Origin of the sequence: Leptolyngbya cf. ectocarpi LEGE 11479, assembly GCF_015207065.1 — a bacterium.
Taxonomy (GTDB): Bacteria; Cyanobacteriota; Cyanobacteriia; order Phormidesmidales; family Phormidesmidaceae; genus Leptothoe; species Leptothoe ectocarpi.
On record NZ_JADEXP010000072.1, the window covers coordinates 1 to 21,135 of the forward strand.

The 21,135-nt window shown below is 49.6% G+C and carries 23 protein-coding genes and 2 pseudogenes; 11 read left to right on the plus strand and 14 right to left on the minus strand.

Features of this window, described 5'->3' with window-relative positions; genetic code table 11:
• A pseudogene (locus IQ260_RS10160) lies at positions 1 to 92 on the plus strand (IS5/IS1182 family transposase); the annotation flags it as partial.
• Positions 93 to 141: 49 nt separating this feature from the next.
• Here IQ260_RS10160 and IQ260_RS10165 read toward each other — a convergent pair.
• The 3 genes and pseudogenes from IQ260_RS10165 to IQ260_RS10175 all read right to left on the minus strand — a co-directional run bounded on the left by IQ260_RS10165 (position 142) and on the right by IQ260_RS10175 (position 3,031).
• Entirely contained in the window at positions 142 to 2,151 is a 2,010-nt protein-coding gene (locus IQ260_RS10165) for a sensor histidine kinase (RefSeq protein ID WP_193992995.1), read from the minus strand.
• A gap of 55 nt (positions 2,152 to 2,206) precedes the next feature.
• A pseudogene (locus IQ260_RS10170) lies at positions 2,207 to 2,695 on the minus strand (substrate-binding domain-containing protein); the annotation flags it as partial.
• A gap of 18 nt (positions 2,696 to 2,713) precedes the next feature.
• Positions 2,714 to 3,031, minus strand: coding sequence for a hypothetical protein (locus IQ260_RS10175; RefSeq protein ID WP_228015817.1), 318 nt, complete (start codon positions 3,029 to 3,031; stop codon positions 2,714 to 2,716).
• A 224-nt stretch (positions 3,032 to 3,255) separates the two neighbouring features.
• On the opposite strand from IQ260_RS10175, the gene IQ260_RS10180 reads away from it, so the two are divergent.
• Complete coding sequence (locus tag IQ260_RS10180; RefSeq protein WP_193992997.1) at positions 3,256 to 5,169, plus strand: ABC-F family ATP-binding cassette domain-containing protein; 1,914 nt, start codon at positions 3,256 to 3,258, stop codon at positions 5,167 to 5,169.
• Between the two features lie 94 nt (positions 5,170 to 5,263).
• On the opposite strand, the gene IQ260_RS10185 is transcribed toward IQ260_RS10180, so the two are convergent.
• A complete protein-coding gene (locus tag IQ260_RS10185) occupies positions 5,264 to 5,710 on the minus strand; it encodes a hypothetical protein (protein WP_193992998.1) in 447 nt (148 codons plus the stop codon).
• On the minus strand, positions 5,710 to 5,997 hold the full coding sequence (locus IQ260_RS10190) for a hypothetical protein (protein WP_193992999.1): 288 nt from the start codon (positions 5,995 to 5,997) through the stop codon (positions 5,710 to 5,712). Before IQ260_RS10190 ends, IQ260_RS10185 begins: the two co-directional genes overlap by 1 nt.
• Positions 5,998 to 6,139: 142 nt before the next feature.
• Between IQ260_RS10190 and IQ260_RS10195 the strand changes: the two genes are divergently transcribed.
• The 3 genes from IQ260_RS10195 to IQ260_RS10205 are packed head-to-tail and all read left to right on the plus strand — an operon-like array spanning position 6,140 to position 8,523.
• Positions 6,140 to 6,574, plus strand: coding sequence for a GNAT family N-acetyltransferase (locus tag IQ260_RS10195; protein ID WP_193993000.1), 435 nt, complete (start codon positions 6,140 to 6,142; stop codon positions 6,572 to 6,574).
• Between the two features lie 46 nt (positions 6,575 to 6,620).
• Positions 6,621 to 7,790 carry a low temperature requirement protein A gene (locus IQ260_RS10200; RefSeq protein WP_193993001.1) on the plus strand — a complete coding sequence of 390 codons (1,170 nt, stop codon included), beginning with the start codon at positions 6,621 to 6,623 and terminating at the stop codon, positions 7,788 to 7,790.
• Positions 7,791 to 7,803: 13 nt separating this feature from the next.
• The gene (locus tag IQ260_RS10205) at positions 7,804 to 8,523 is read left to right on the plus strand and encodes a hypothetical protein (protein ID WP_193993002.1); all 720 of its coding nucleotides are present in this window, start codon (positions 7,804 to 7,806) and stop codon (positions 8,521 to 8,523) included.
• Here the strand turns inward: IQ260_RS10205 and IQ260_RS10210 are convergent.
• The 3 genes from IQ260_RS10210 to IQ260_RS10220 all read right to left on the minus strand — a co-directional run bounded on the left by IQ260_RS10210 (position 8,520) and on the right by IQ260_RS10220 (position 11,354).
• Complete coding sequence (locus tag IQ260_RS10210) at positions 8,520 to 9,299, minus strand: SDR family NAD(P)-dependent oxidoreductase (protein WP_193993003.1); 780 nt, start codon at positions 9,297 to 9,299, stop codon at positions 8,520 to 8,522. The two genes, IQ260_RS10205 and IQ260_RS10210, sit on opposite strands and share 4 nt — an antisense overlap.
• A gap of 146 nt (positions 9,300 to 9,445) precedes the next feature.
• A complete protein-coding gene (locus IQ260_RS10215; RefSeq protein ID WP_193993004.1) occupies positions 9,446 to 10,324 on the minus strand; it encodes an SDR family NAD(P)-dependent oxidoreductase in 879 nt (292 codons plus the stop codon).
• Positions 10,325 to 10,379: 55 nt separating this feature from the next.
• Positions 10,380 to 11,354 (minus strand): alpha/beta hydrolase, encoded by a 975-nt coding sequence (locus IQ260_RS10220; protein ID WP_193993005.1) that lies wholly within the window; start codon positions 11,352 to 11,354, stop codon positions 10,380 to 10,382.
• 142 nt (positions 11,355 to 11,496) lie between these two features.
• Here IQ260_RS10220 and IQ260_RS10225 point away from each other — a divergent pair, with 142 nt between their 5' ends.
• A complete protein-coding gene (locus tag IQ260_RS10225; RefSeq protein WP_228015818.1) occupies positions 11,497 to 11,745 on the plus strand; it encodes a GNAT family N-acetyltransferase in 249 nt (82 codons plus the stop codon).
• Positions 11,746 to 11,931: 186 nt separating this feature from the next.
• On the opposite strand, the gene IQ260_RS10230 is transcribed toward IQ260_RS10225, so the two are convergent.
• The 4 genes from IQ260_RS10230 to IQ260_RS10245 form a co-directional block, all read right to left on the minus strand.
• On the minus strand, positions 11,932 to 12,708 hold the full coding sequence (locus IQ260_RS10230) for an SDR family oxidoreductase (protein WP_193993006.1): 777 nt from the start codon (positions 12,706 to 12,708) through the stop codon (positions 11,932 to 11,934).
• A gap of 104 nt (positions 12,709 to 12,812) precedes the next feature.
• Positions 12,813 to 13,052 (minus strand): hypothetical protein, encoded by a 240-nt coding sequence (locus tag IQ260_RS10235; RefSeq protein WP_193993007.1) that lies wholly within the window; start codon positions 13,050 to 13,052, stop codon positions 12,813 to 12,815.
• Between the two features lie 265 nt (positions 13,053 to 13,317).
• Positions 13,318 to 14,499, minus strand: a complete 1,182-nt coding sequence (locus IQ260_RS10240) for a MerR family transcriptional regulator (protein ID WP_193993008.1) — start codon at positions 14,497 to 14,499, stop codon at positions 13,318 to 13,320.
• Positions 14,500 to 14,614: 115 nt separating this feature from the next.
• On the minus strand, positions 14,615 to 14,995 hold the full coding sequence (locus IQ260_RS10245; protein WP_193993009.1) for a DUF3465 domain-containing protein: 381 nt from the start codon (positions 14,993 to 14,995) through the stop codon (positions 14,615 to 14,617).
• A 249-nt stretch (positions 14,996 to 15,244) separates the two neighbouring features.
• Between IQ260_RS10245 and IQ260_RS10250 the strand changes: the two genes are divergently transcribed.
• Positions 15,245 to 15,574 carry a YkvA family protein gene (locus IQ260_RS10250; RefSeq protein WP_193993010.1) on the plus strand — a complete coding sequence of 110 codons (330 nt, stop codon included), beginning with the start codon at positions 15,245 to 15,247 and terminating at the stop codon, positions 15,572 to 15,574.
• A gap of 65 nt (positions 15,575 to 15,639) precedes the next feature.
• On the plus strand, positions 15,640 to 16,095 hold the full coding sequence (locus tag IQ260_RS10255; protein ID WP_193993011.1) for a hypothetical protein: 456 nt from the start codon (positions 15,640 to 15,642) through the stop codon (positions 16,093 to 16,095).
• A gap of 101 nt (positions 16,096 to 16,196) precedes the next feature.
• Here the strand turns inward: IQ260_RS10255 and mnmG are convergent, their stop codons facing one another.
• Complete coding sequence (gene mnmG, locus IQ260_RS10260; protein WP_193993012.1) at positions 16,197 to 18,107, minus strand: tRNA uridine-5-carboxymethylaminomethyl(34) synthesis enzyme MnmG; 1,911 nt, start codon at positions 18,105 to 18,107, stop codon at positions 16,197 to 16,199.
• 236 nt (positions 18,108 to 18,343) lie between these two features.
• Here mnmG and IQ260_RS10265 point away from each other — a divergent pair, with 236 nt between their 5' ends.
• Entirely contained in the window at positions 18,344 to 18,982 is a 639-nt protein-coding gene (locus IQ260_RS10265; RefSeq protein WP_193993013.1) for a type I restriction endonuclease subunit R, read from the plus strand.
• 44 nt (positions 18,983 to 19,026) lie between these two features.
• On the opposite strand, the gene IQ260_RS10270 is transcribed toward IQ260_RS10265, so the two are convergent.
• On the minus strand, positions 19,027 to 19,647 hold the full coding sequence (locus IQ260_RS10270) for a Uma2 family endonuclease (protein WP_228015819.1): 621 nt from the start codon (positions 19,645 to 19,647) through the stop codon (positions 19,027 to 19,029).
• 61 nt (positions 19,648 to 19,708) lie between these two features.
• Here IQ260_RS10270 and IQ260_RS10275 point away from each other — a divergent pair, with 61 nt between their 5' ends.
• Together IQ260_RS10275 and IQ260_RS10280 are read left to right on the plus strand one after the other, a co-directional pair.
• Entirely contained in the window at positions 19,709 to 20,488 is a 780-nt protein-coding gene (locus tag IQ260_RS10275; protein ID WP_193993014.1) for an HAD family hydrolase, read from the plus strand.
• 23 nt (positions 20,489 to 20,511) lie between these two features.
• Positions 20,512 to 21,135, plus strand: a 624-nt coding sequence (locus IQ260_RS10280) for a DNA double-strand break repair nuclease NurA (RefSeq protein WP_193993015.1), incomplete at its 3' end; no start/stop codon positions are given.

A 21,135-nucleotide genomic window follows, 5' to 3' on the forward strand; every position in this document is an offset into this window, starting at 1 on the left:
GCCTGAGTAAGGATTATGAACGCTTACCCGAATCATCTGAGGCCATGATTTATATTGCCATGACTCGCTTGATGCTCAGGAGACTGGCATGATTTGATACACCCCTCTACCTTTTAAAACATCCTCTGAAGACTTGCCCTACTAACCTTCACTGACAAAGGCGGCAAAATCAATGACCGGATCAGCGGGTAACACATCGGTGGGTAGCGTAATGATAAACTCAGTCCCCTGACCCATCTTGGAACTCACTTCAATATTGCCCTGGTGTTGTTGAATAATTTTAAAACAGATGCCCAGACCTAAGCCCGTGCCCTTACCCACCGGTTTAGTAGTGAAAAACGGGTCAAAAATCTTAGTGCGCACTTCGGGCGGAATACCGGGGCCGCTATCGCAAATAACAATTTGAATTTGTTTTTTGCTGATGGCACGGGTAACGATGGTCAAATGCTTACGCTCTGACACGTTAGCGCCATCGGGCTTACTATCTAACATTGCATCCAAGGCATTGGCAATGATGTTGGTAAATACCTGATTGAGCTGAGCTGGGAAGCAGCGTACCAACGGGAGATCGCCATAGTCTTTAACCACAGTCACCTGGTGTTTGATGCGATGATTCAAAATCAACAAAGTACTGTTCAAGCCATCATGGATATTGACATCTTTGACGGTGGCCTCATCCAAACGAGAAAAATTACGGAGCGATTTAACAATCTCATGGACGCGCTCTGTGCCCACATTCATAGAGCCTAAGAGCTTGTTTAAGTCTTTGATTAAAAAATCAAGATCGATCTCTCTTTGCTTTTGAGAAACGATGCTCGTGGGCTGCGGATATTCAGTTTGATAGGTTTCAATTAACTCTAACAAGTCTTGAAAATATTCATTTAAAGGCTCGATGTTGCCCTGAATAAATCCAATGGGATTGTTGATTTCATGGGCGATGCCAGCGATCATTTGGCCAAGACTGGACATCTTTTCAGTCTGAATTAGCTGAGCCTGAGTATCTTTGAGCTTTTTGAGCGCATCAGACAGTTCCTGGGTCCGTTCCTCGACCCTAGTTTCTAGGTTGAGGGTGGCTTCTTCTAGATCATAGGTGTATTGTCCCACCCATTCAATCAGCTGATTTAAGGATAGGGCCAGGATATTAATTTCATCTTGGGTATTGGTCGTTGCCCTCAAGTCAAAGCGACTTTCTCCCGCTACTCGCTGAGCGACGAGAGTAATATCTTGAATCGGCTTGACCACGATTCTAGCAATCCAGTATCCCAGAGTAGTTGTGATAACCGAGCCCAAAGACGCTACCAGAGCCACAAATACCCAGATAGCCCGTTGAGTTCGCAATAGGGAGCGCTGGGAAATTAACAGTACGAGTTCAAACTGCTGATCGCCTAACCCCTTCAAGTAAACTGGCTGTGCTAAAAACTCTTCGTCACCAATGGCGATCAGCTTATTGGGGCCAGACAGCTCGAGAGTTTCCAGAGGACTCGTTTCCGCTGGAAATGTAGAGGCAATAATCACCCCCTCTGAAAGCACAATAATTTGTTCTTTAATCGCTCGGTTGATCTGGGTTAACAGGTCATTATCTAGAGCCGTCCCTAGCAAAATACCGCCAACAATGCCCTGCCCACTTTTGATCGGGGCAGTGCCAATCAAAACAGGTGGTCCAGAGTCACTAGTGCCCACAATGGTGGCAATGTCTGAGCCCGTGAGCACTAGGTTATAAATTTCTGGCCCCTGAAGTTCCACATTGTTTAGGACCGCATTTTGAACAGTGAATAGCGACTGTTGGTTATTATTTATAATGTTAATTACATTGGTATCTAAAATGCCAACAAGGGGTAAGATAGCCTGCCGTAGTCGGTTCTGATCTTGCGCCAGCGCCCCTTGAACAATTGGTATTTCAATGGACAATAAACGAGCTACTCGCCTCAGCGCATTTAGCTCTTGATCGATTTCTCGCTCTACTAAAGCCGCTAGTTCCCTGGACTGTTCCTGCTGGTTCTGTTCTAGCTTGTTTGAAACAAAGATTCCCACGACTGCCGTACTGGTTACCCAAAATCCCAGAAACATCATGATAAAAGGGATGCTAATTTTGAGCGGTAGTGCAGCATTACGGTACTGAAATAGGAGCTGCTTATAAAAGTTTAAGCCCATAATGTTAAGCCCATATAAGTCCCTAATATACAAGAGCATTAGGGAATAATTTTTGTTAGTAAATATAGTTGTTATCAGTCAAAATTTGTTTACCAACCGGGCCAGTGGCAAACTCCAAAAATGACTGAGCTGCGGTGGAGGGTTCTTTATTCAGAACAATTCCTAGCGATAGAGCCATGGCATATTTACCTGAGCGCAAATTTTGATTAGAGGGGGATACTCCATCAATACTAAGCATTGTCAGGGGCAGTGTCTTCAGGGCATCTTCATAGGGAACAGTGGCAAGACTAAATTCTGTAATGGCTGCGGTTTCTAGCAGCTCATCATCTTCAGCAAAGACAATAGCCGTCGATGCAATGGCTAACTCTTTGCCCAGATAGGTTTGCCGGAGCACTCGTTTCTCATTTTCATCTTCGGCAAAGTCAAACAGAACGATATCTTCATCGGGGCCACCGAGCGTTTGCCAATTGTCAATTTGACCGCTGTAGATAGCTTTGATCTGGTCACTGGTAATGTTGCTAATTCCCGTGACGCTACTATGGGCAACGACGACTAGCGGGGTCTAGGCTAAAGGAAAATAGGTAATCTGGTTACCGGTTTCCTGGAGGGTGGGAATGCGGCTAACGCCCCCAATATCGATGACGTTGCTTTTGATGCCTTGAATGCCCCCACTGGTTTGGCTAGGGGGAAAAAAATCAAACTCAACATCAATCGTTTGGTCCTGGTAGGCTGCGGTTAAAATCTTGAGCACTTGATAGGTCTCTGCAGAGCCACCAATTTTGATCGTGCTTGTTGTTTCTACCGGCGCAGGAGGGGGACTCAGATCCGTACAACCACACAGTAGAAGAAGTAAGCTTTTGGCAAAAATGATTCGGATCACTGATTTATACATCAATATCTACAGTATTTATATCTAAAAAAATTGATAACCAGGCTTTATTGCCAGACTCTTACCTTTCTGAAATAGGTTGCTCATAATGATTATTGTATATCTACCTATTTGGCTTGCTTCTCTGTTCTAATAAACGTGGATTACTGCAATGAATCCGGAGTCATGGGTTAGCTGGCCACGCTACACTAGCTACGGTTGTTTGGCATTAACTAATGACGCTGCTGGCTCTACGGGACATAAGTAAGGATTTTGGCATTAAGGAAATTCTGCGGGATGCCAGCTTTAGTATTGAGGACGGGGATCGGGTAGGACTGATTGGGACCAACGGTTCGGGTAAATCGACGCTGCTAAAGATGATTGCAGGTCTAGAGCCTATTGACAGTGGCGAAGTTTGGAAAAATGCTAGCAGTAAGATCGTTTATCTACCCCAGCAGCCGGATCTAGATGAAGAGCTGACGGTATTGGAGCAGGTATTTGCTGACAGCGGCGATAGCATGGCACTGGTACGGGAGTATGAGCTGATTTCTGCCAAGCTAGCCCAGGCGACAGGCGATACGGACCAGCTGATGGCGATGCTATCGCGGGTGTCGCAGCAGATCGACCAGGCCAATGCGTGGGAGCTAGAAACCCAGGCGAAGGTGGTGCTGACTAAGCTGGGCATTGAGGACTTTAATGTCAAGGTAGGCACGCTGTCGGGGGGCTATCGAAAACGGGTTGCGATCGCAACCGCCCTGCTGGCCGAACCCGACCTAATCCTCATGGACGAGCCCACCAACCACCTCGATGCCCTATCGGTGGAATGGCTCCAGGACTATCTCGGTCGCTATCGCGGCGCTTTGTTTTTGATCACCCACGACCGCTACTTTCTAGACCGGGTCACCAATCGCATTCTAGAAATCGACCGGGGGGACCTGCTGCCCTACGCAGGCAACTACAGCTACTATCTAGAAAAAAAAGCCGCCCAAGAAGACGCTGCCGTCAGCAGCCAGAAAAAGCATGCCGGTGTACTACGCCGCGAACTGAAATGGTTACAACGGGGTGCCCAGGCCCGTAGCACCAAGCAAAAGGCCCGCATTGACCGCATCCGCGATATGCAAAACGCTGAGTTTAAGCAGGTCCAGGGCAAGGTGGACATTGCCACCGCCGGTCGTCGCATCGGCAAAAAGGTGGTTGAACTAGAGAACGTGACTAAAGGCTACGATGGCCGCACGTTGATCAAAGATTTCTCCTATCTTTTTACCCCAGAAGACCGCATTGGCATCATTGGTCCCAACGGAGTGGGTAAATCCACCCTGATGAACATCATCACCGGACGGGAGCAGCCCGACGCCGGCACCGTTGAAATTGGCTCCACCATCCATATCGGTTACTTTGACCAGTATTCTGAGGACGTAAACCTTAACGAAGAGCAGCGGGTAATCGACTACCTCAAGGACGTAGCCGAGCTAGTAACCACCGCCGATGGCACCGTGATTACGGCATCTAAAATGCTGGAACGGTTTTTATTTCCCCCCGATCAGCAGTATGCGCCGATCCATAAGCTCTCCGGCGGCGAACGGCGGCGGCTGTTTTTGTTACGGGTACTGATGCAGGCCCCTAACGTGCTGATCCTGGACGAGCCCACCAATGATTTAGATGTGCAAACACTGGGAATTCTAGAAGACTATCTAGAAAGCTTTAACGGCTGTGTAATCGTTGTTTCCCACGACCGTTATTTTCTAGATCGTACCGTTGAAACAGTTTTCTCATTTGAAGGGTTAGGTAATCTCAAACAGTATCCTGGCAATTATTCAGTCTATTTAGACCATAAAGAAAAAGCCGAACAGGCCGAGAAGTTTAAGCAAGACACGGCCCCTAAGCCTGAAAAAACACAAACTCTAAAACCTAAAGATTCGGATAGGCCCAAAAAGCTCTCGTATAAAGAAAAGCGTGAGTATGCCTCCTTAGAAGAGAAAATTCCTGAACTAGAAGACGAAAAAGAGACCTTAGGAAAACAGCTCTACACCGATCCTCCTAGCGACTATAGCGAAATGCAGGCTCTATCCCAACGACTGGCCGACTTGGAGACGGAAATTGAGACGGCCACGGAGCGTTGGATGGAATTAGCAGAGAGAGTGGAGTCTTAGCCGTTAAAGGTTCCTGGGTCTTTGGCAAAAATGATGATAATAAAAACGGGTGTATTAAACCCATGGCTCTACCCCATGAGAGCCATGGGGTCATTCATCCTGACGGTTCACATAGGCCATAGTTGTCGATGATGGCCTGTTGCCTAAGGTCTTCTAAGAAAGCTAGCGTGATGGGGGCGTTGAAAAAGACACAGCTGAAGGTATCGTAGGCTGCGATCGCAATATTGCCCGCCACTTCAATTTCCAAATGCATGATGTAGCAATCAAGCTGATCTTCGCAGATAAGCACAGCCACTAATGCTGCAACCGTGTCTGATTGTATGGGCATCAGGTAGCCAACCCCTGCCAGCTTACTGCCGCTACTCGGAAAAGGCGATGCTGTTCCTATAATTGTGGTGGCAGCAAGGCGATGATTAAAGGTGAACTCCTCAATTAGCCACAGAGCCAATCGCGCTTGCTCCCTAGCAAGAACAGTGACAACCGCCCTGATAAAGTCGTCTAGACGCTCAGCATTGGGTTCAATAAAGCCTTGATAGGGCATCACTGTTTTCTTAAAAATTCCACATCGGGTACTAGCGGATCGTTGACGATGCCTATGCCCTCATAGCCCCAGCGGTCTATCATTTGCTTGAGCTGCTGACCACCGATGGGTTCGACGGCAAAACGGTTAGCAACTTCAGCGGCATGCTGATTGACATAGCTAAGGGCTTCATAGTCGGCGTTAAACAGCATCAGGAAGCCCTTAGACTGTTCTGTATTGCGTGGTTTTGCGGCTAGATATTGGCCATCATGGGTAGAGCGCAGTAGATAGTAGGACTTGGTGAACATAGTCTGCTAATTGTTTTATCCCTACGCTAGGAGAAAACACACTGATTGCCTATGCCCTCGTTGCGAAGCTTAATTGATTTAAAGTCGTGCAAATCGTACGGTTTGAGACGTATTTGACACATCCCGATGTCAGAAAAATTCCATGATCACAATTAGAACGGCTCACGAATCTGATGCTGAAATTATCTCTCAGCTGCTCACGTCGCTTGGCTATGCTGAGACACAGCCGTTTATTCATGACCGGATTACCCAACTGCTCGCCCATCCAGATGAAACACTGCTAGTCGCTACTATCGATGCCAACGTCATCGGTGTTTTGTCGCTTCATTTTATTCCGCAGCTGGCCTTAGCAGGGGACTTTTGCCGGATTAGTTATTTCTGTGTGGATGAGTCGGTCAGAGGAGCTGGTATTGGTACTGCGCTGGAAGCCCGAGCGACTGAATTGGCTCTGGCTCATGGGTGCGATCGCATCGAGGTTCACTGTCATTCTAGACGTGTCGATGCTCACCGCTTTTATACTCGCCAAGGATATACAGAGGCACCCAAGTACCTAGCAAAATCATTGGTTCCAGGCTGACGGATAAAGTGTATTTTTAGCAGGAAGCCTGTTCTAAAAAGTACGCATGGCCAATCAACGATTTCACCCGTTACAGCTACATTTTGGCCAAGAGCGCGAGTCTACTCGTCATGCCACTTGGTTAGAGTTGTTCTTTGATCTTGTATTTGTATTTGCGATCGCACAGCTGGCCCATCTACTCCACAGCGATTTAAGCTGGGCAGGCATTGCGGGCTTTGTAGGCTTGTTTATTCCCGTCTGGTGGCTGTGGATTGACTTTAGCTACTATGCCGACCAGTTTAATATTGATCGGGGTCCCTACCGATTGGTGATGCTCGGTGTCATGTTTGGGATAGTGGTGATGGCCCTGACAATTCACAATGCCTTACATGGGGGCTCGGCAGAATTTGCCGCCAGCTATACCGCGCTGCGCTTAATCATTATCCTGTTGTATATACAGGCCTGGCGATTTGTTCCCCAGTCGCGAGAGCTGACGGCTCGCTATATCATCAGCTTTTCAGTCGCCTTTTTACTGTGGTTGCTTTCCATCGGTGTACCAGAACCGGCTCGATTTTGGCTGTGGGCTGTTGCTCTACTGATTGAAATCAGCAACGGTCCGATCACCTATCTCACGATTCGCAATGTCCCCACCCAAAAGTCTCATATGGATGAGCGTTTTGGCTTGTTCGTGATTATTGTTCTGGGGGAAGCCATTATCGCAGTGGCTACCGGAGTCTCGCAAACTGACTGGCAGTGGCGCAGCGTTTTAACCGGCATGGGCGGGTTCTTAACAGCAGTCAGTCTATGGTGGATGTATTTTGAACGCGCCGATGAGTCGGCGATTGACCAAGCGCTTCGGGGCGGCAAACGAGCCCTGCTGCGCTCTTACATCTATGGCTATAGCCATGTGCTAGCGTTCATGGGTATTGTTGCTACGGGCGTGGGCATTCAGTTTGCTATCGAGGCGATAGCTGATGACCATGGGTTTACCACCGAGGCGCGTACGGTCCTCTGTGGTGGCATTGCCCTCTTTTTACTGGGGGCAACCTTACTACAGTGGGCGTCGCCTAGCTCGCTACCTAAGGGAGTGATCGGGTTGCGATCGCTCTTGGCCCTAGTCTCGCTATGTTTGATTCCGCTGGGCTCTGGGGTTTCGCCATTGGTTATTGTCTTGGTGCTAAGTCTATCGCTGGTCACCCTCAACCGGTTGGATGGTATACCGTTATCTACAACATGAGCAGGAACTACCTATGCCCCCATCAGTCATTGAAAATTTTGTGGTAGGTATTGTAACCAGCATCATAACAGCGCTGGCTGTTTGGCTATGGAGAAAAATTCGAGAGTCTCAGATTCTCAATAAAAAAGCCGCATTCTTTGGGATTAGACCTAAAGAGCTGTGCCTTATTGTGATGAATCATAATCCTCGCAGTAAAGATACAATGTCCCACGGAGATATAGAAACACTGGTTGAAATTATTAGACTTATAGATGGCATAGGTGGAAATCTGAGCATTGCACCTTTTGACAAAATACTAACACCAGCCGGAGAAACAACAGAATTTTGTATAGGCAGTCCAGCTTCCAATGAAAGAACTAAAGTGCACGTAGAAAACTTTCTGAGGGGGGTGCGGTTTCATCCTTATTCCCCAAGTGATACTGACAGCCTTGCCATCAGCACAAAAGAAGAAAAGTTCAGGTATGAACAATACAAAGACGAATACGCTGTTTTAGCGCGTTTCTATCCAACTCCTGACTCTCATCCTGTGATTTTGATCTCAGGACAAACATCGAGAGCAAACCAAGGAGCTATTTACTACTTAGTTCGAAACTATAATACTTTGTTGAGGAATCAGTTTGAGAATAGAAAGCCTTTTTGTCTAATGGTTAAATTGCAATCCCCCTTAACCTATGGACATAAATCAGTACAGCTAGTGAAAGACATAACCAATATAGCGTTTGCTCCCCATTAATTATCTTTCTCCATGGAATTTTGCGATATTTTTAGCACTGTTTTTCGGGGCAAAAATGGCATAACCCAATTCAGCATAAAGCTCAGCTGCGCCTCATTGAATTTCACTAATTCACCCTTCATCATGGCCTCATAGCCACATTGAGCAACAGACTCAGGCGATGCGGCATTATCCCAGAGATTGCTCCCTGCAAGATCGCTTGCGGCTACAAACCCCGTAGCTACCGCGCCGGGACATAACACGGTTGACGTAACATTGGTATCCGAAAGCTCTTGGGCGATTGCCTGGGAAAACGAAACCACAAAGGCTTTGGTCGCGTAATACACAGCCTGTAGCGGTCCGGGCAAAAATCCGGCGGTCGAGGCCACATGTAAAATCTTGCCAGAATTGCGACTGACCATACCCTGCAGATACATGTGGGTGAGGCTGACTAGAGAGGCCATATTGACCTGCATCATCGCTTGATCTTTTGCTAGATCGCGTTCATGAAATTTGCCGTGACCGCCAAACCCAGCGTTATTAATTAAAATATCGACCTGGATGCCTGCAGCTTCTGTTACTGAAAAGAGGTTGGCAGCCGCATCTGGTTGAGCTAAATCAGCGGTGATGACAGTGGCCCTGATGCTGTATTTTTCCTCAAGCTCTGTCTTCAAGGTATTTAATGCTGCCTCACGCCGAGCCACCAACACCAGGTCGCCGCCTTTTTTCGCGTGTAATCGTGCAAACTCGGCTCCAATACCGCTAGAAGCACCCGTGACTAATGCTGTATTTCCCATAATGATTGATGTCCTGTGGTGGTTTCAGCTTAATACTTAACAGAATTCGATACTACCAAAATCACAGGTTCAAACGGGGGCGGTAGGGAGTATAGCTAGCGTTGCCGCTTTGAGCTTAAGCCACGTTTATTTAAGTGGCGCGGAGCTTAACCCAGGCCACCACCATCAATATCAAAGCGCATACCGGAGACATAGGAAGCTGCGGGCGACGCTAGCCACATCACGGCAGCGGCAATTTCGGCTGACTGGGCCACGCGCTGCATCGGATAGGGAGCCACCAGATCGGCTTCGGCGACGTTCCAGTCCCGTTGAACCCGCTCCCACATGGGGGTGTCCACGCCACCAGGGGCAAGCACATTGATCCGAATGGTCTTACCGTATTCTTGAGCGGCCATTTTAGTCATATGAATCACAGCTGCTTTACTGGCACCATAGCCAACAATATTAGGAAAGGCGCGATGGCCACCAATGCTGGCGTTGTTAATGATGGTGCCGCCTGTTTTAAGTAGGTGAGGAATCTCATACTTCATGCCTAAGAAGACTCCCCTGGCGTTGGTATTCATCAAATCATCAAACGCGTCTATGTCGGTATCGGCGATGGGTGCAGGCGGATAGTCGACGCCCGCATTGTTAAACGCAATATCGAGTCGGCCATAGGTGGCCAGGCAGCCATCCACAAAGGCTTTTACCTCAGAGGCCTGACGCACATCGGATTTGATGTAGGTGGCTTCTCCACCTGCAGACCGAATTTCAGCTTCCACCTGTTGCCCCAGCTGCTCTCGTCGGCCACAGAAGCAAACACGGGCTCCCTCTCGGGCAAAGGCTTTGGCCGTTGTCTTACCGATGCCGGATGTGGCACCCGTAATCAAAATCACTTTACCGGCAAACTGTCCAGAGGGATCTGCGGCTACTGGCTCAGGGGCTTCACTGGCGGTTTGAGCTTGGGTAGTACTGGCGACGGTGGCGGTAAAACCAGCAGCGGCAAGTCCACTGGTCAGTAGCTGGCGTCTGTTGAAGGGGGCCATTGTGTAGTCTCCTGATTTATAAAGCGAACGAATTAGTTGTGTGAATTAGCTGGACTCACAAGGTTTGTTGAAAATGCTCAACAACCTGATCAACCGCATTGTTGACCAACTCTGGCTGGTCGTAATAGTCCATTTGCACACCGTCTACCCAGGCCAGCGTCTTGGGAGCAGAGACTGTGTCGTAAAAAGCCTGGGCGTTTTCTGGCAGGGCCATTTGGTCCCCGTGTACCATCAGATAGGGAACGTTAATGCCATCAGCGGCAGCAAGGGCATCAAAGGTGAGCCATTCTTCCCAAGCCATCACCGGAAAGCGGTTGTCATATTCTGGAATCGCGCCCCGCTCAGGGTTGGTGTAGTAAAAGCTGGGGTCGGCCCAGCGCATGGCGGCTAGATCGATGTCTTCGTTATTGGTGGCGGCTATCGTATAGTGAACGGTGCCGGCAGTATCGTAATCGGCTTCGGCAGCGCGACTGGCAGATAGTAGCTGGTCGTAGCGTTCGGGCGTATAAATTTCTCGGGCAGTGGCCTCGTCATGGAACCAGGCGGCAACGGTGACAAAGGATTGGAGCGGTGCACCGTTTGCGATCGCATGGGCCATATACCCCGCTGAGGCACAGACCGCTAAGCCCCCCACCTGATTGTCAGCCACCTCAGGCAGCGTCGGTAAAAATGTGGCAGCCGCCTGAATATCCTCAATCTTTAAAGTTGGACTTTCCAGAGCACGCACATCGCCGCCGCTCTCACCAAAATTACGAAAGTCAAACGCCAGTGCAGCAAAGCCCCGGTCAGCCAGATTTTCCGCATAAAGACCCGACATCTGCTCTTTTACCGATGTCCAGGACCCCGTTACCACCACACCCGGTAGCTCTTGGCCTGCCACATAGTCATCAGGTAAATACAAATTGCCGACTAGCGTTTCACCCTGACTCTCGAATGTAACTTCCTTAACCTGAGCAGCGTCTGCTGCCGTCGCATTTACCAGTAAAGTCGTTGCTGTGGCTAGTAATACTGCATCAATAACGCGCTTCATGATTGATCTCCTATTGTTTAAGCTTGAACAAATCTCTTTGAGGTCGATAGTTACTACTATCCAGGAATCCTCAAAATAGTTCTTGTAAGAAATTGCGCAGTTTTAGAATAAAATTGCGCTGTCCAATTCCGCTAAGGACACCATGAAGATCCGCATTGCTCAACAGCACGACATCGACAGACTCTTTGAGATTAGAACCAGCGTTGTCGAAAATCATCAATCCCGTGAGGAGATTGCCAAGCTAGGCATCACGCCAGAGTCGGTTAGCAACATGCTAGAAACCGACTGTTGCGCCTGGATTGCTGAGCTTGACCACCAGGTGATTGGTTTCTCAATTGCGAATGCCACAGAAAAAACAATATTGGGCATGTTTGTCCTTCTCAGCGATTAGATAAAGCCAGGTATGATCGGTCCAGGTCTCTGATATTTCCGATGGATGCTATGGAGCGCATATCTGATGTTAATATTCGCCCGATGCGCCATGACGAGCGCTCGACCGTGCCTCCAGTAACTATTTGCCACCCGTGGGTTCGGCATACTCTCACCTGCAATATGGCTATTTTAAGGGTGTGATGATTTATAAACCGGGCTGAGTTTCGGAAAATAGGGCCTTGAAGTCATTGTTTACGGTAGCTTGATTGGTTGCCTCTGGCTTGGAAACCACATCAAACGCTTTGTTGCGAGCCGCCGGTTCTAACAATGCTTGAACCACGACTTCAGCTACATCGGCCCGAGGAATTGTCGTCGTGACGCCTTCTGGTGCATTGGCCAGCAGGGCATCATGTTTGCTCACCACCAGTTCTCGCTTGCCACCGGGCTGGTCTAGCAACCCACCCGCACGAATAATGGTGTAATCCACACCGGAGGCGATCAAATATTGTTCTGCTTTACGCTTCCAAATCAAAATATTGCCATTGCCCATGGTATTGAGAAAATGGTTCTCATCGGTGCCGCCCATGGAACCCACCACCACAATCTGTTGTACGCCTGCCCGCTTAGCTGCGTCAATTTGATTCATCTGCCCTCGATAGTCAATCTGCTCAGGCATCTCTCCAGGGGCAAATGTAAACTCTGGGCGCTGTCCCGGCTGTGCTGGAGGCTGCATCTGCGGAACAGCACTGGTCAGGATCACCAAGGCATCACAGCCCTCAAGGGCAGGGGCTAAATCATCGGGTTTGAGAATATTGCCAAAAAAGAAATTCTCGGTTGCACCAAACAGGTCAGCCGCTTTTTGAGGAGAACGGGCAAACCCTCGCACAGAGAATCTGTCAGCCGATGATTGAAGCTTTTGAAAAACTAACGAGCCGGTTCGTCCGGTTGCACCGGTGACTAAAACTTGCAGAGGATGGGACATCGGGCCTCGATAGTAGATGGCTAGCCAGTCATTAGTATAACAAGGCGCTTCTAGGGGGTAATTTTAGAGATCGCACCCTCTTCAGAAAGTGCGATCGCACATGCCTAGTCGATTCGCACCTTTCGGGTCAAAATCGCCATGACTTCATTGGGCTGTCCGGTGGGTAGCGGACGGCTCCAGTCGTTGGGCTCAGCATAGTTGAGCTGATGCAGCTGCTTGATGGTGATCTGTACATAGCCGAGGGTGCCAAACACCATATGCCGACCGTGTTCGTAGTCGTACTCTGGTAGTGAAGCAGGTTGATTCGTGGGCGCATTCGCGCCCTGAGTTGGGTCTTGAAACATGGTTCTGGGTCTCCGATGCAGGACAAGGAAAGCCAGAACCTAAGCCTTAGCCCCCCACGATGTAGTGCAAATCGCAGGGGGTAGGGCATAATATCCCAATCCCTTGGATTGCTAGTAAATCCGTGGGTAGCCATCGGTTAGGTGTCGCCACACCTGCCGATGGTGCCAAGTATTAGGTTCTAGTGGAACAGCTGCACTAAAAGAACAGCATTTGGTAACTTTAGAATGGGGCCTAGGATTTCGTCAAGCAGATAGCAATAGAGTGTTATGACGTTGTTAGCCTAAGCTGCTGTTCAAGCTGTGATAGATCAAGACCCAGCTCTTCTTTGAGAATATAGGTAGCCAACCCTCCACTTTCTTTAGCTTCATCAAGAATACCGAGCAGCAAGTGTTCTGGTTCAATGTAAGGCTGTCCCATTTCTTTGGCTTCATCTAATGCCAGCTCAATCACCCGCTTTGCCCTGGGTGCAAAAGGCATCGTCGACGGGTACCAACCTTCTGGAAGCTCAGGACGCACTCCCAGCCACTTTGTTACCAGCGGTTGAACTTCTGTAAAGGTGACCCCTGACGTTTTTAAAACTTGTGCGGCAACATTTGTGTCGTCTGCAAGAAATCCTAAAAGCATCCCTTCTGTACCCAGAATATCAAAATTGATCTGACGAATGGCATTCTCTCCTAGCTGAAGAATATGCTGGGTTGCAGGGCTAAAGATTTTATCTCGGGGAATGAGCGACTCTGACATCTCGCCTAGCGTTAGAATCGACACAGCCTTCAGCATGTACTCAAAGGTGGCAGCATCCATTCGACCCCAGCTGACGGGGTCTTCTTGCTGTACCATGCGTGTGAGCGATGTATAAATATTGTGATCGCCTTGGATAAAGGATTTCATGCCCGCCAACCAGCGTCTTGCCAAGATACGCACGTCAGGGCTATTAAAATCGGTGCCCCTATCCATTTCGGTGCGGATTTGAGAGAGCAAGTCCTGCCATTCCGTTTCATGTTCATCAAACCGTGTTTCAAGCACGGCCTGTTGTTCCGTTGTGAAGTATTGTCCAGACATAGAAATAGTCTCCATTGTTTCGATGAGGTTTTCAACCGCAACGGCGTCGGTGGTTTTGAGTTCCTGTGAGATCGCATCCAATCGTTTCAGCAACGTCCGCGACAGCGCCATCTGCTCTCGAACCCGAATCCGATGCAGCTCAATCACCTGGGGCAACGAATACTCAGGACTTTGCAAACACTCACGGATTTCATCCAAAGAAAACCCCAGCTGTCGCAGCGACAAAATCTGCTGCAGCTGAACAATATCCTGGTCACCATAAAATCGATGTCCAGCATGATTCCGATGGGACGGCGACAACAGCCCAATTTCGTCATAGTAATGCAATGTTCGAATTGAGAGCCCTGTCCCCTTGGCCAAATCGCCAATTCTCACAAGATCGGTCACGATGATACCGACTCCTAGACTGCGGTTGATGCACCTATCCTAGAACCTGACGTTACGTGAGGTGCAAGGGCATTCTAATGATTTTTTGGCATTGCTATTCGTAGGACTGTAGCGATCATTCGTATCTCACGCCGTTATGCTCCAGCCAGCCATCGGCGTGCCAATCTTTTGGATCATCGTGGGTCCAGTGCAAAATACCGCCCTGCTGATTCCATTCATACTCGCCGCGAAATCGGACGGTGTCCCCTTCTCGCAGCGCATTTATCCGAGGGGCTACATCAATATTGTGACTCACCAGCAACGACTGACCCGACTCTAATCGCAAAATAAACCGCTGATGTCGGGAGCCTTCCAAATCATCTGACAGCAGCCGTTCCACCCGACCAGCCCCTGTCACAATCAGGTCAGATACCCCATTGCGATAGGCTTCCATCAGTTCAGCGTCACCTTTGATCTCAGCACGTCGAGAATAGTTCTGGGGCGCGGCATCCGCCATGGGTATAGATCCAAAAAACAATACTGGAGACACTTTTACCACTGGCACAAGCAGTATAAAAGTAGACAAAGAGAGTAACATCGCAAACGTTCGAAATGCTTCAGGAACAGTATGTTTAGCCATATCAAGAGGAGAACCGTATACGGTAGTGTCGGTGTAATTTTACCCCATCTCATGGGGGATCTCACCACCTGCGGAGAATCTCTCAGTTTGCGATTATGAATTTGTCGGACAAGAGAGACACCACCCATGAAGACATCTGCACAGCAATCCATTATCGAAGGCCTACGCAACTGGTACCGCAACGCGATTCGTAATTCTAAGTATCGTTGGCTCGTTGTTTTTGGTAGCCTCCTCTATCTTGTTAGTCCCCTCGATATTTCGCCGGATGTTTTTCCGATTATTGGCTGGCTTGATGATGGCATCATCGCCACACTGCTAGTCACTGAAGTGTCCCAACTCCTGTTCGAACAGGTGAACGCCTCTAAGAAAAAGAAAGCTGAAGAGGCCAATACAGCCGCTGATACCGCCACTGCAACCGAGCAGGTGGTTGATGTACAGGCGGTATCCGTAAGCTAATCCAGTCTTCTAGCAGGTTTATTGCTTACATCTTTTGTTCAATCCATTAAATAAGGCACAGAATCATGACTTACACCAATACCACAGCGGTCAACGAAAATTTTCAGTCCATTAAAGAAGAAGGTAGTCTTCGTACTAAGAAGGTTACTGAGATTCTCAAGTCTGCTTTCTCTGAGGCCGTCGCTGAAGTTAAGGATGGTGCCACCACCGTTCGCCCCCTTGCTAAAGATCTAGCCGGAAATGCCGTTCAAGTAGTTAAGGAAAAGGGTCAGGAAGCCTATGTAAATGCTAAGCAGGCGGCTGAGGAAACTGGCACCGATGAGCAAGACATCATTGCCCGGTTCAAACTCAAGCTGCAGGCCATTGTAGATGCGATTAAGGCCACGCTGTTGGGCCAGACGGATACTGCAGAAACGGTAGCAACAGAGCCCGTGGCGTTTATCGAGCAGGAGACTGAGGTTCATACCGTTGTCACTGAAGATGCGGCTACTACGGTAACTGTAGATTCTACAGCTGCTTAATTTTGTGGGGGCTATCCCCTTCCTAGAAAGTTGTTAGGTATGCAACAGTTGGCGCTAGCTTCCCTGAGGCTAGCGCTTTTTTTATGGAAATACGGGTTGCCCTATGTTTTGGCTAGGGCTTCTTTTTGGCGTTCCTTGATTTCTAGATGCACCAGTAGCGCATTAATATCCGCTGGGTTGACGCCACCAATGCGCGTGGCTTGGCCAACGGTCAAGGGTTTAACCGACGTTAGCTTTTCTCGAGCTTCCATTGAGAGCGTATCAATGGTCATGTAGTCGAGGGTTTGGGGTAGCTTACGGTTTTGTTGCTTTGCAACCTGGTTAATTTGATTTTGCTGTCGCTGAATATAGCCAGAGTATTTAATGTCGATTTCGGCACCTTCTTTTTCGGCCCTTGTCAGATCTGGGTTGCCGAGGCTGTAGTGCTCTAGTTGGGCGTAGTGGAATTTGGGGCGACGGAGCAGATCGGCGAGTGTGATCGCATCCTTGATCCTCTGCCCCGTATCCGCCACAATCTGCTGACCCACCGGCTCATGGGCCTTCACCCGAGTACTGTGCAGCCGTTCCTTCTCAGCCACAATATTCGCCTGCTTGCGAGTATACAGCTCCCAGCGACGGTCATCGATCAGACCAATTTCTCGACCCAAGGGCGTCAGCCGCTGATCCGCATTGTCTGAGCGCAGAATCAGCCGATATTCCGACCGCGACGTCAGCATCCGGTAGGGCTCACGCAAATCCTTCGTACACAGATCGTCAATCAGCGTACCGATGTAGCTACCCTCACGGGGAAAGATAATCATCTCCTCTCCACGGGCAAAGCGTACCGAATTAACCCCGGCAACGAAGCCCTGGGCCGCTGCCTCTTCATACCCGGTGGTGCCATTAATTTGCCCAGCGCAGAACAGTCCCTCCAGCTTCTTCGTCATTAGCGTCGGGAAACACTGTGTGGCAGGCAAATAGTCATACTCCACCGCATAGGCCGGACGCAGCATGGCGCAGTTTTCTAACCCCGGCAGACTGCGCAGCATCGTCCGCTGGATAGTCTCCGGTAGCCCCGTGGAAAATCCCTGCACATAAATCTCAGGAATCGTCCGGCCCTCTGGCTCTAAAAAGATCTGGTGACTCTCTTTATCAGCAAAGCGAACAATCTTATCTTCGATACTGGGACAGTAGCGCGGCCCCTTCGAATCCACCCAGCCACCGTAGATCGGCGACATGTGGAGATTCTCTTGGATAATGCGATGGGTCTCAGCTGTAGTGCGCGTCAGGTGACAATCCATCGGCTCCCGCTCCACCCACACCTCTGGGTCAAAGCTAAACCAACGCACGTCTGGATCGCTAGGCTGCTTCTCCAACACATCAAAATTGATCGTACGACGATCCACACGGGCGGGGGTGCCGGTCTTCAATCGTCCAGTTTCAAACCCCAAGTTGTTGAGCGTCTCGGTTAGCCCCACAGCGGCAAACTCACCAGCTCGACCAGCGGCCATGGACTTGTCGCCCACCCAAATCACACCACCCAAAAATGTCCCCGTGGTGAGAATCACCGACTTACAGCGAAACGCAACACCAAAGTAGGTTTGCACCCCCACCACATCATCGTTATCGCCCAAAATCAAATCTGTTGCCATCCCCTCTCGCAGAAACAGATTCTCCTGATTCTCCACGATGGTTTTCATGATGGTGGCATATTCGCGCTTGTCGGTCTGTGCCCGCAGTGCCCACACTGCCGGACCGCGCGAATTATTGAGTACCCGCTTTTGCAAATAGGTGCGGTCGGCCATTTTGCCAATCTCACCACCCAGGGCATCCACCTCATGAGTCAGCTGCGACTTCGCCGGACCCCCCACAGCCGGGTTACACGGCTGCCAGGCAATACGGTCTAGGTTGAGGGTGAGCAGCATCGTCCGGGCACCTAACCGTGCAGAAGCCAGGGCCGCCTCACATCCGGCATGGCCCGCCCCAATGACGATTACGTCAAATTCATCAATAAACTCTACTGCACTGCCCATATGGCTTACCTATCCAGCGTTCCTTATTTTAACCCTCGATTCCATAAGTGCCGTTGCTGATTTAAGGGGACGCACCGATGACTCATTCATGAATTGATAACACTGCACAGCACCCGCTGATATAAATTGATGTGGGGTTTGGAATCAGGTGCTTCTACGCCCTGGGGCCTTGGGGTTTTCCCAGGGCCTCTGCATAACCTTGCTAAACTTGGAGTATCAGCTTAGCAAACGGCGTTATGACTGCAGCTCTTGGTGTTACTGACCGGATTAAGACTCTCAACGACCTGGAGACTCAATTTAATCTGCAGCAAGCTGAAAGCGACGCCTTTTTTGATGAATGGCTAACGGATTTGCCTGATTTAACAAGCGCTCAAGAGCTTGGTGTGGAACGACTTAAAAATCGCTATGACTATCATCGAGCTGAAGGCTTGCTTTTAGAAGGCACTATTAACGCTGTTGTACTATCGCCATTGCTGGAATTAGCAGGCTTTTTAGATCCGCCATTTCGGCTCAAGTCCCCCTACGGCATTAGCTTAGAGCTGGACGATCCCGATGAAACCATTCGAGGATTTATTGACACCCTAATTGTTCAAGAGCGGCTGTGGATCATGGTGGTGGAATCGAAAAGAACCAGTATTCCGGTTCCTGCTGCATTCCCTCAGCTCTTGGCGTACATGTTGGCTAGCCCTCAATCAGAGCAACAGCCAGAGCAACCGGTTTATGGCATGGCCACCAATGGTGATGAATTTGTATTTCTCAAGCTGGTTGGTCAACGATATGACACATCGCGCACATTTTCGCTGTTTCCTCGCCGCCACGAGTTGAGTAACACCCTCAGTATTTTGCAACGGTTGGGCAATCTTGTCGCTGCTTAGGGGATCTGCTTCATCTGTAAGAGACAGCACTCATAGTTGGCATATTAGCTGCCTAAAATCTGACTAGGGCTCAGGCTAAAATCAGGCACCAGAGAAGATTTGAGCGGTTCGTCTGCTGCAAATATCATGTCTTCGTACAGGCCATTATCCCAGCGGCATACGGTTACCTGACGTAGCTCGGGATCAATTATCCAATACTCAGCGATACATCGAGCCATGTATTCGGTGTGCTTGTAGCGATAGTCTCGGTCTCGGTTCGTCTGTCCTGGTGATACAACCTCTACAACTAGCAGCGGTGGGGGCATATCGTGAGTAATCGTGGCTCGCTTCATGCCAGAAATAGCTGCTTTTGAGCCTTCAGAATGAACCAGTAAATCAGGAATGCGGCAGCTGACCCGCTGTCCGCTGACTTCGATTTCAGTCCCCCAGGTAACCTGGTCAGCGGGAAAGTATCTAATCAGCTCTAATAACAGACGTCTAGCAATGCTCAGGTTCTCATCAGATTCGGGCGGCATTTCTACTAGAGTTCCATTGACAAGTTCGCAGCGGATATCGGTATCGGCTGTGTGGGCCAGATACTGCTCTAGGGTGAAATATGGGGCTGAGACGGTCTGGACCATGGTTGAAAAACGCTCATAATCATCACCATTGTAGCCAACAGACATTTTTCCCAGACCGCTCCTCCGGTATCGTTGCAACGTGACCGTTCGCTAGGAAAACTCGACAATGCAACCAGATGTACTGGCTTTTGACTTCGATGGGGTCATTTGTGATGGGCTAATCGAATATTTTCAGACTGCCTGGCGGGCCTATTGCAAATTGTTCAAACCAGAGAGTCTAGAAGCGCCTGCCGGGTTAGCCGAGAAGTTCTATCCGCTGCGGCCTGTGATTGAGACAGGGTGGGAAATGCCCATGCTGCTACGGGCTCTGATTGTCGGTAAAACCGATGCGGAAATCGTAGCAGGCTGGCCTGAAATAGCGCTGCCGTTTTTAGAAGAGGCAAACCTGGAAAAATCCGAGGCGGCAAAAAATCTCGATGGTGAGCGCGATCGTTGGATTGCCACTGACCTAGATAACTGGCTGGCGCAGCATCGGTTTTATCCCAACATGCTATCGGTTTTGCAAAACTCCCTAGAAAAACGCCCCACCTACATTGTCAGCACCAAGGAAGGTCGCTTTATCCAACAGTTGCTTAAGCAAAGTGGTGTGGCCATGCCCCCAGACAAGATTTTGGGTAAGGAGGTTAAACGACCAAAGTACGAGACCCTACGTTTACTCACAAAAACTCACATTACTGACGAGAAATCTCCTCCGTCCATTTGGTTTATTGAAGATCGAATCAAAGCGCTTCAGGGGGTGAAGAAGCAGTCTGATTTAGGCCATGTGGAGCTATTTCTGGCGGACTGGGGCTATAACTTAGCGCCCGAACGTCAGGCGGCTCAGGAAGATGATCGAATTGATCTGCTATCGTTAGACTCGGTAGTACAAAAGTTCGAGGCTGCCTGAATAATTAGGGGGTCGCTGGGGCCATGCTGGATCTATCAAAAATTGCGCAGCAGATGCAGGGGATTAGCAATCACCTGGCCAAAGAGGCTGAAGCGGCAAAGGTGAGGATTGCGATCGCAACCCAACTCCTCCATCAGGCCCACCAGCACCAAACCCATCTAGTAGACCAGCTCCAAACCAACAACCTCGGCTTTGCCGCCGCCGAACCTGTTGAGCCCCTAGATACCCGAGTCTCGATCAACCCAGCACCAGAGGCCCACACCGTCATCGCCACCGACGGCTCCCAAATTAACCCCAGCCACCACGAAATTGCCTACTGCTATCTGCTCAACATCGGTCGCGTCGTGCTGCACTACGGCCAGAGCCGATTCCCCTTGCTCGATAGCCAGCCGGAGGTAATCTATCGCCCAGAAGATCTCTACGCCTCACGGCAGTGGGGCATTCGCACAGAAGAATGGATGGGACATCGGCGCACGGTATCGGAGGCGGTGGTGCTAGGGGAATTAGGTGTGGCGATAAATGGCGGTCAGCACGTAATTCCACAGAACACCTATTGCCCGCCCAAGCCTGGCTCACGACAGCTATCCCTTTTACAACGGCCATCGGTACCCACCCTCGCCATGACCGACGGCTCGCTGATCTATTGG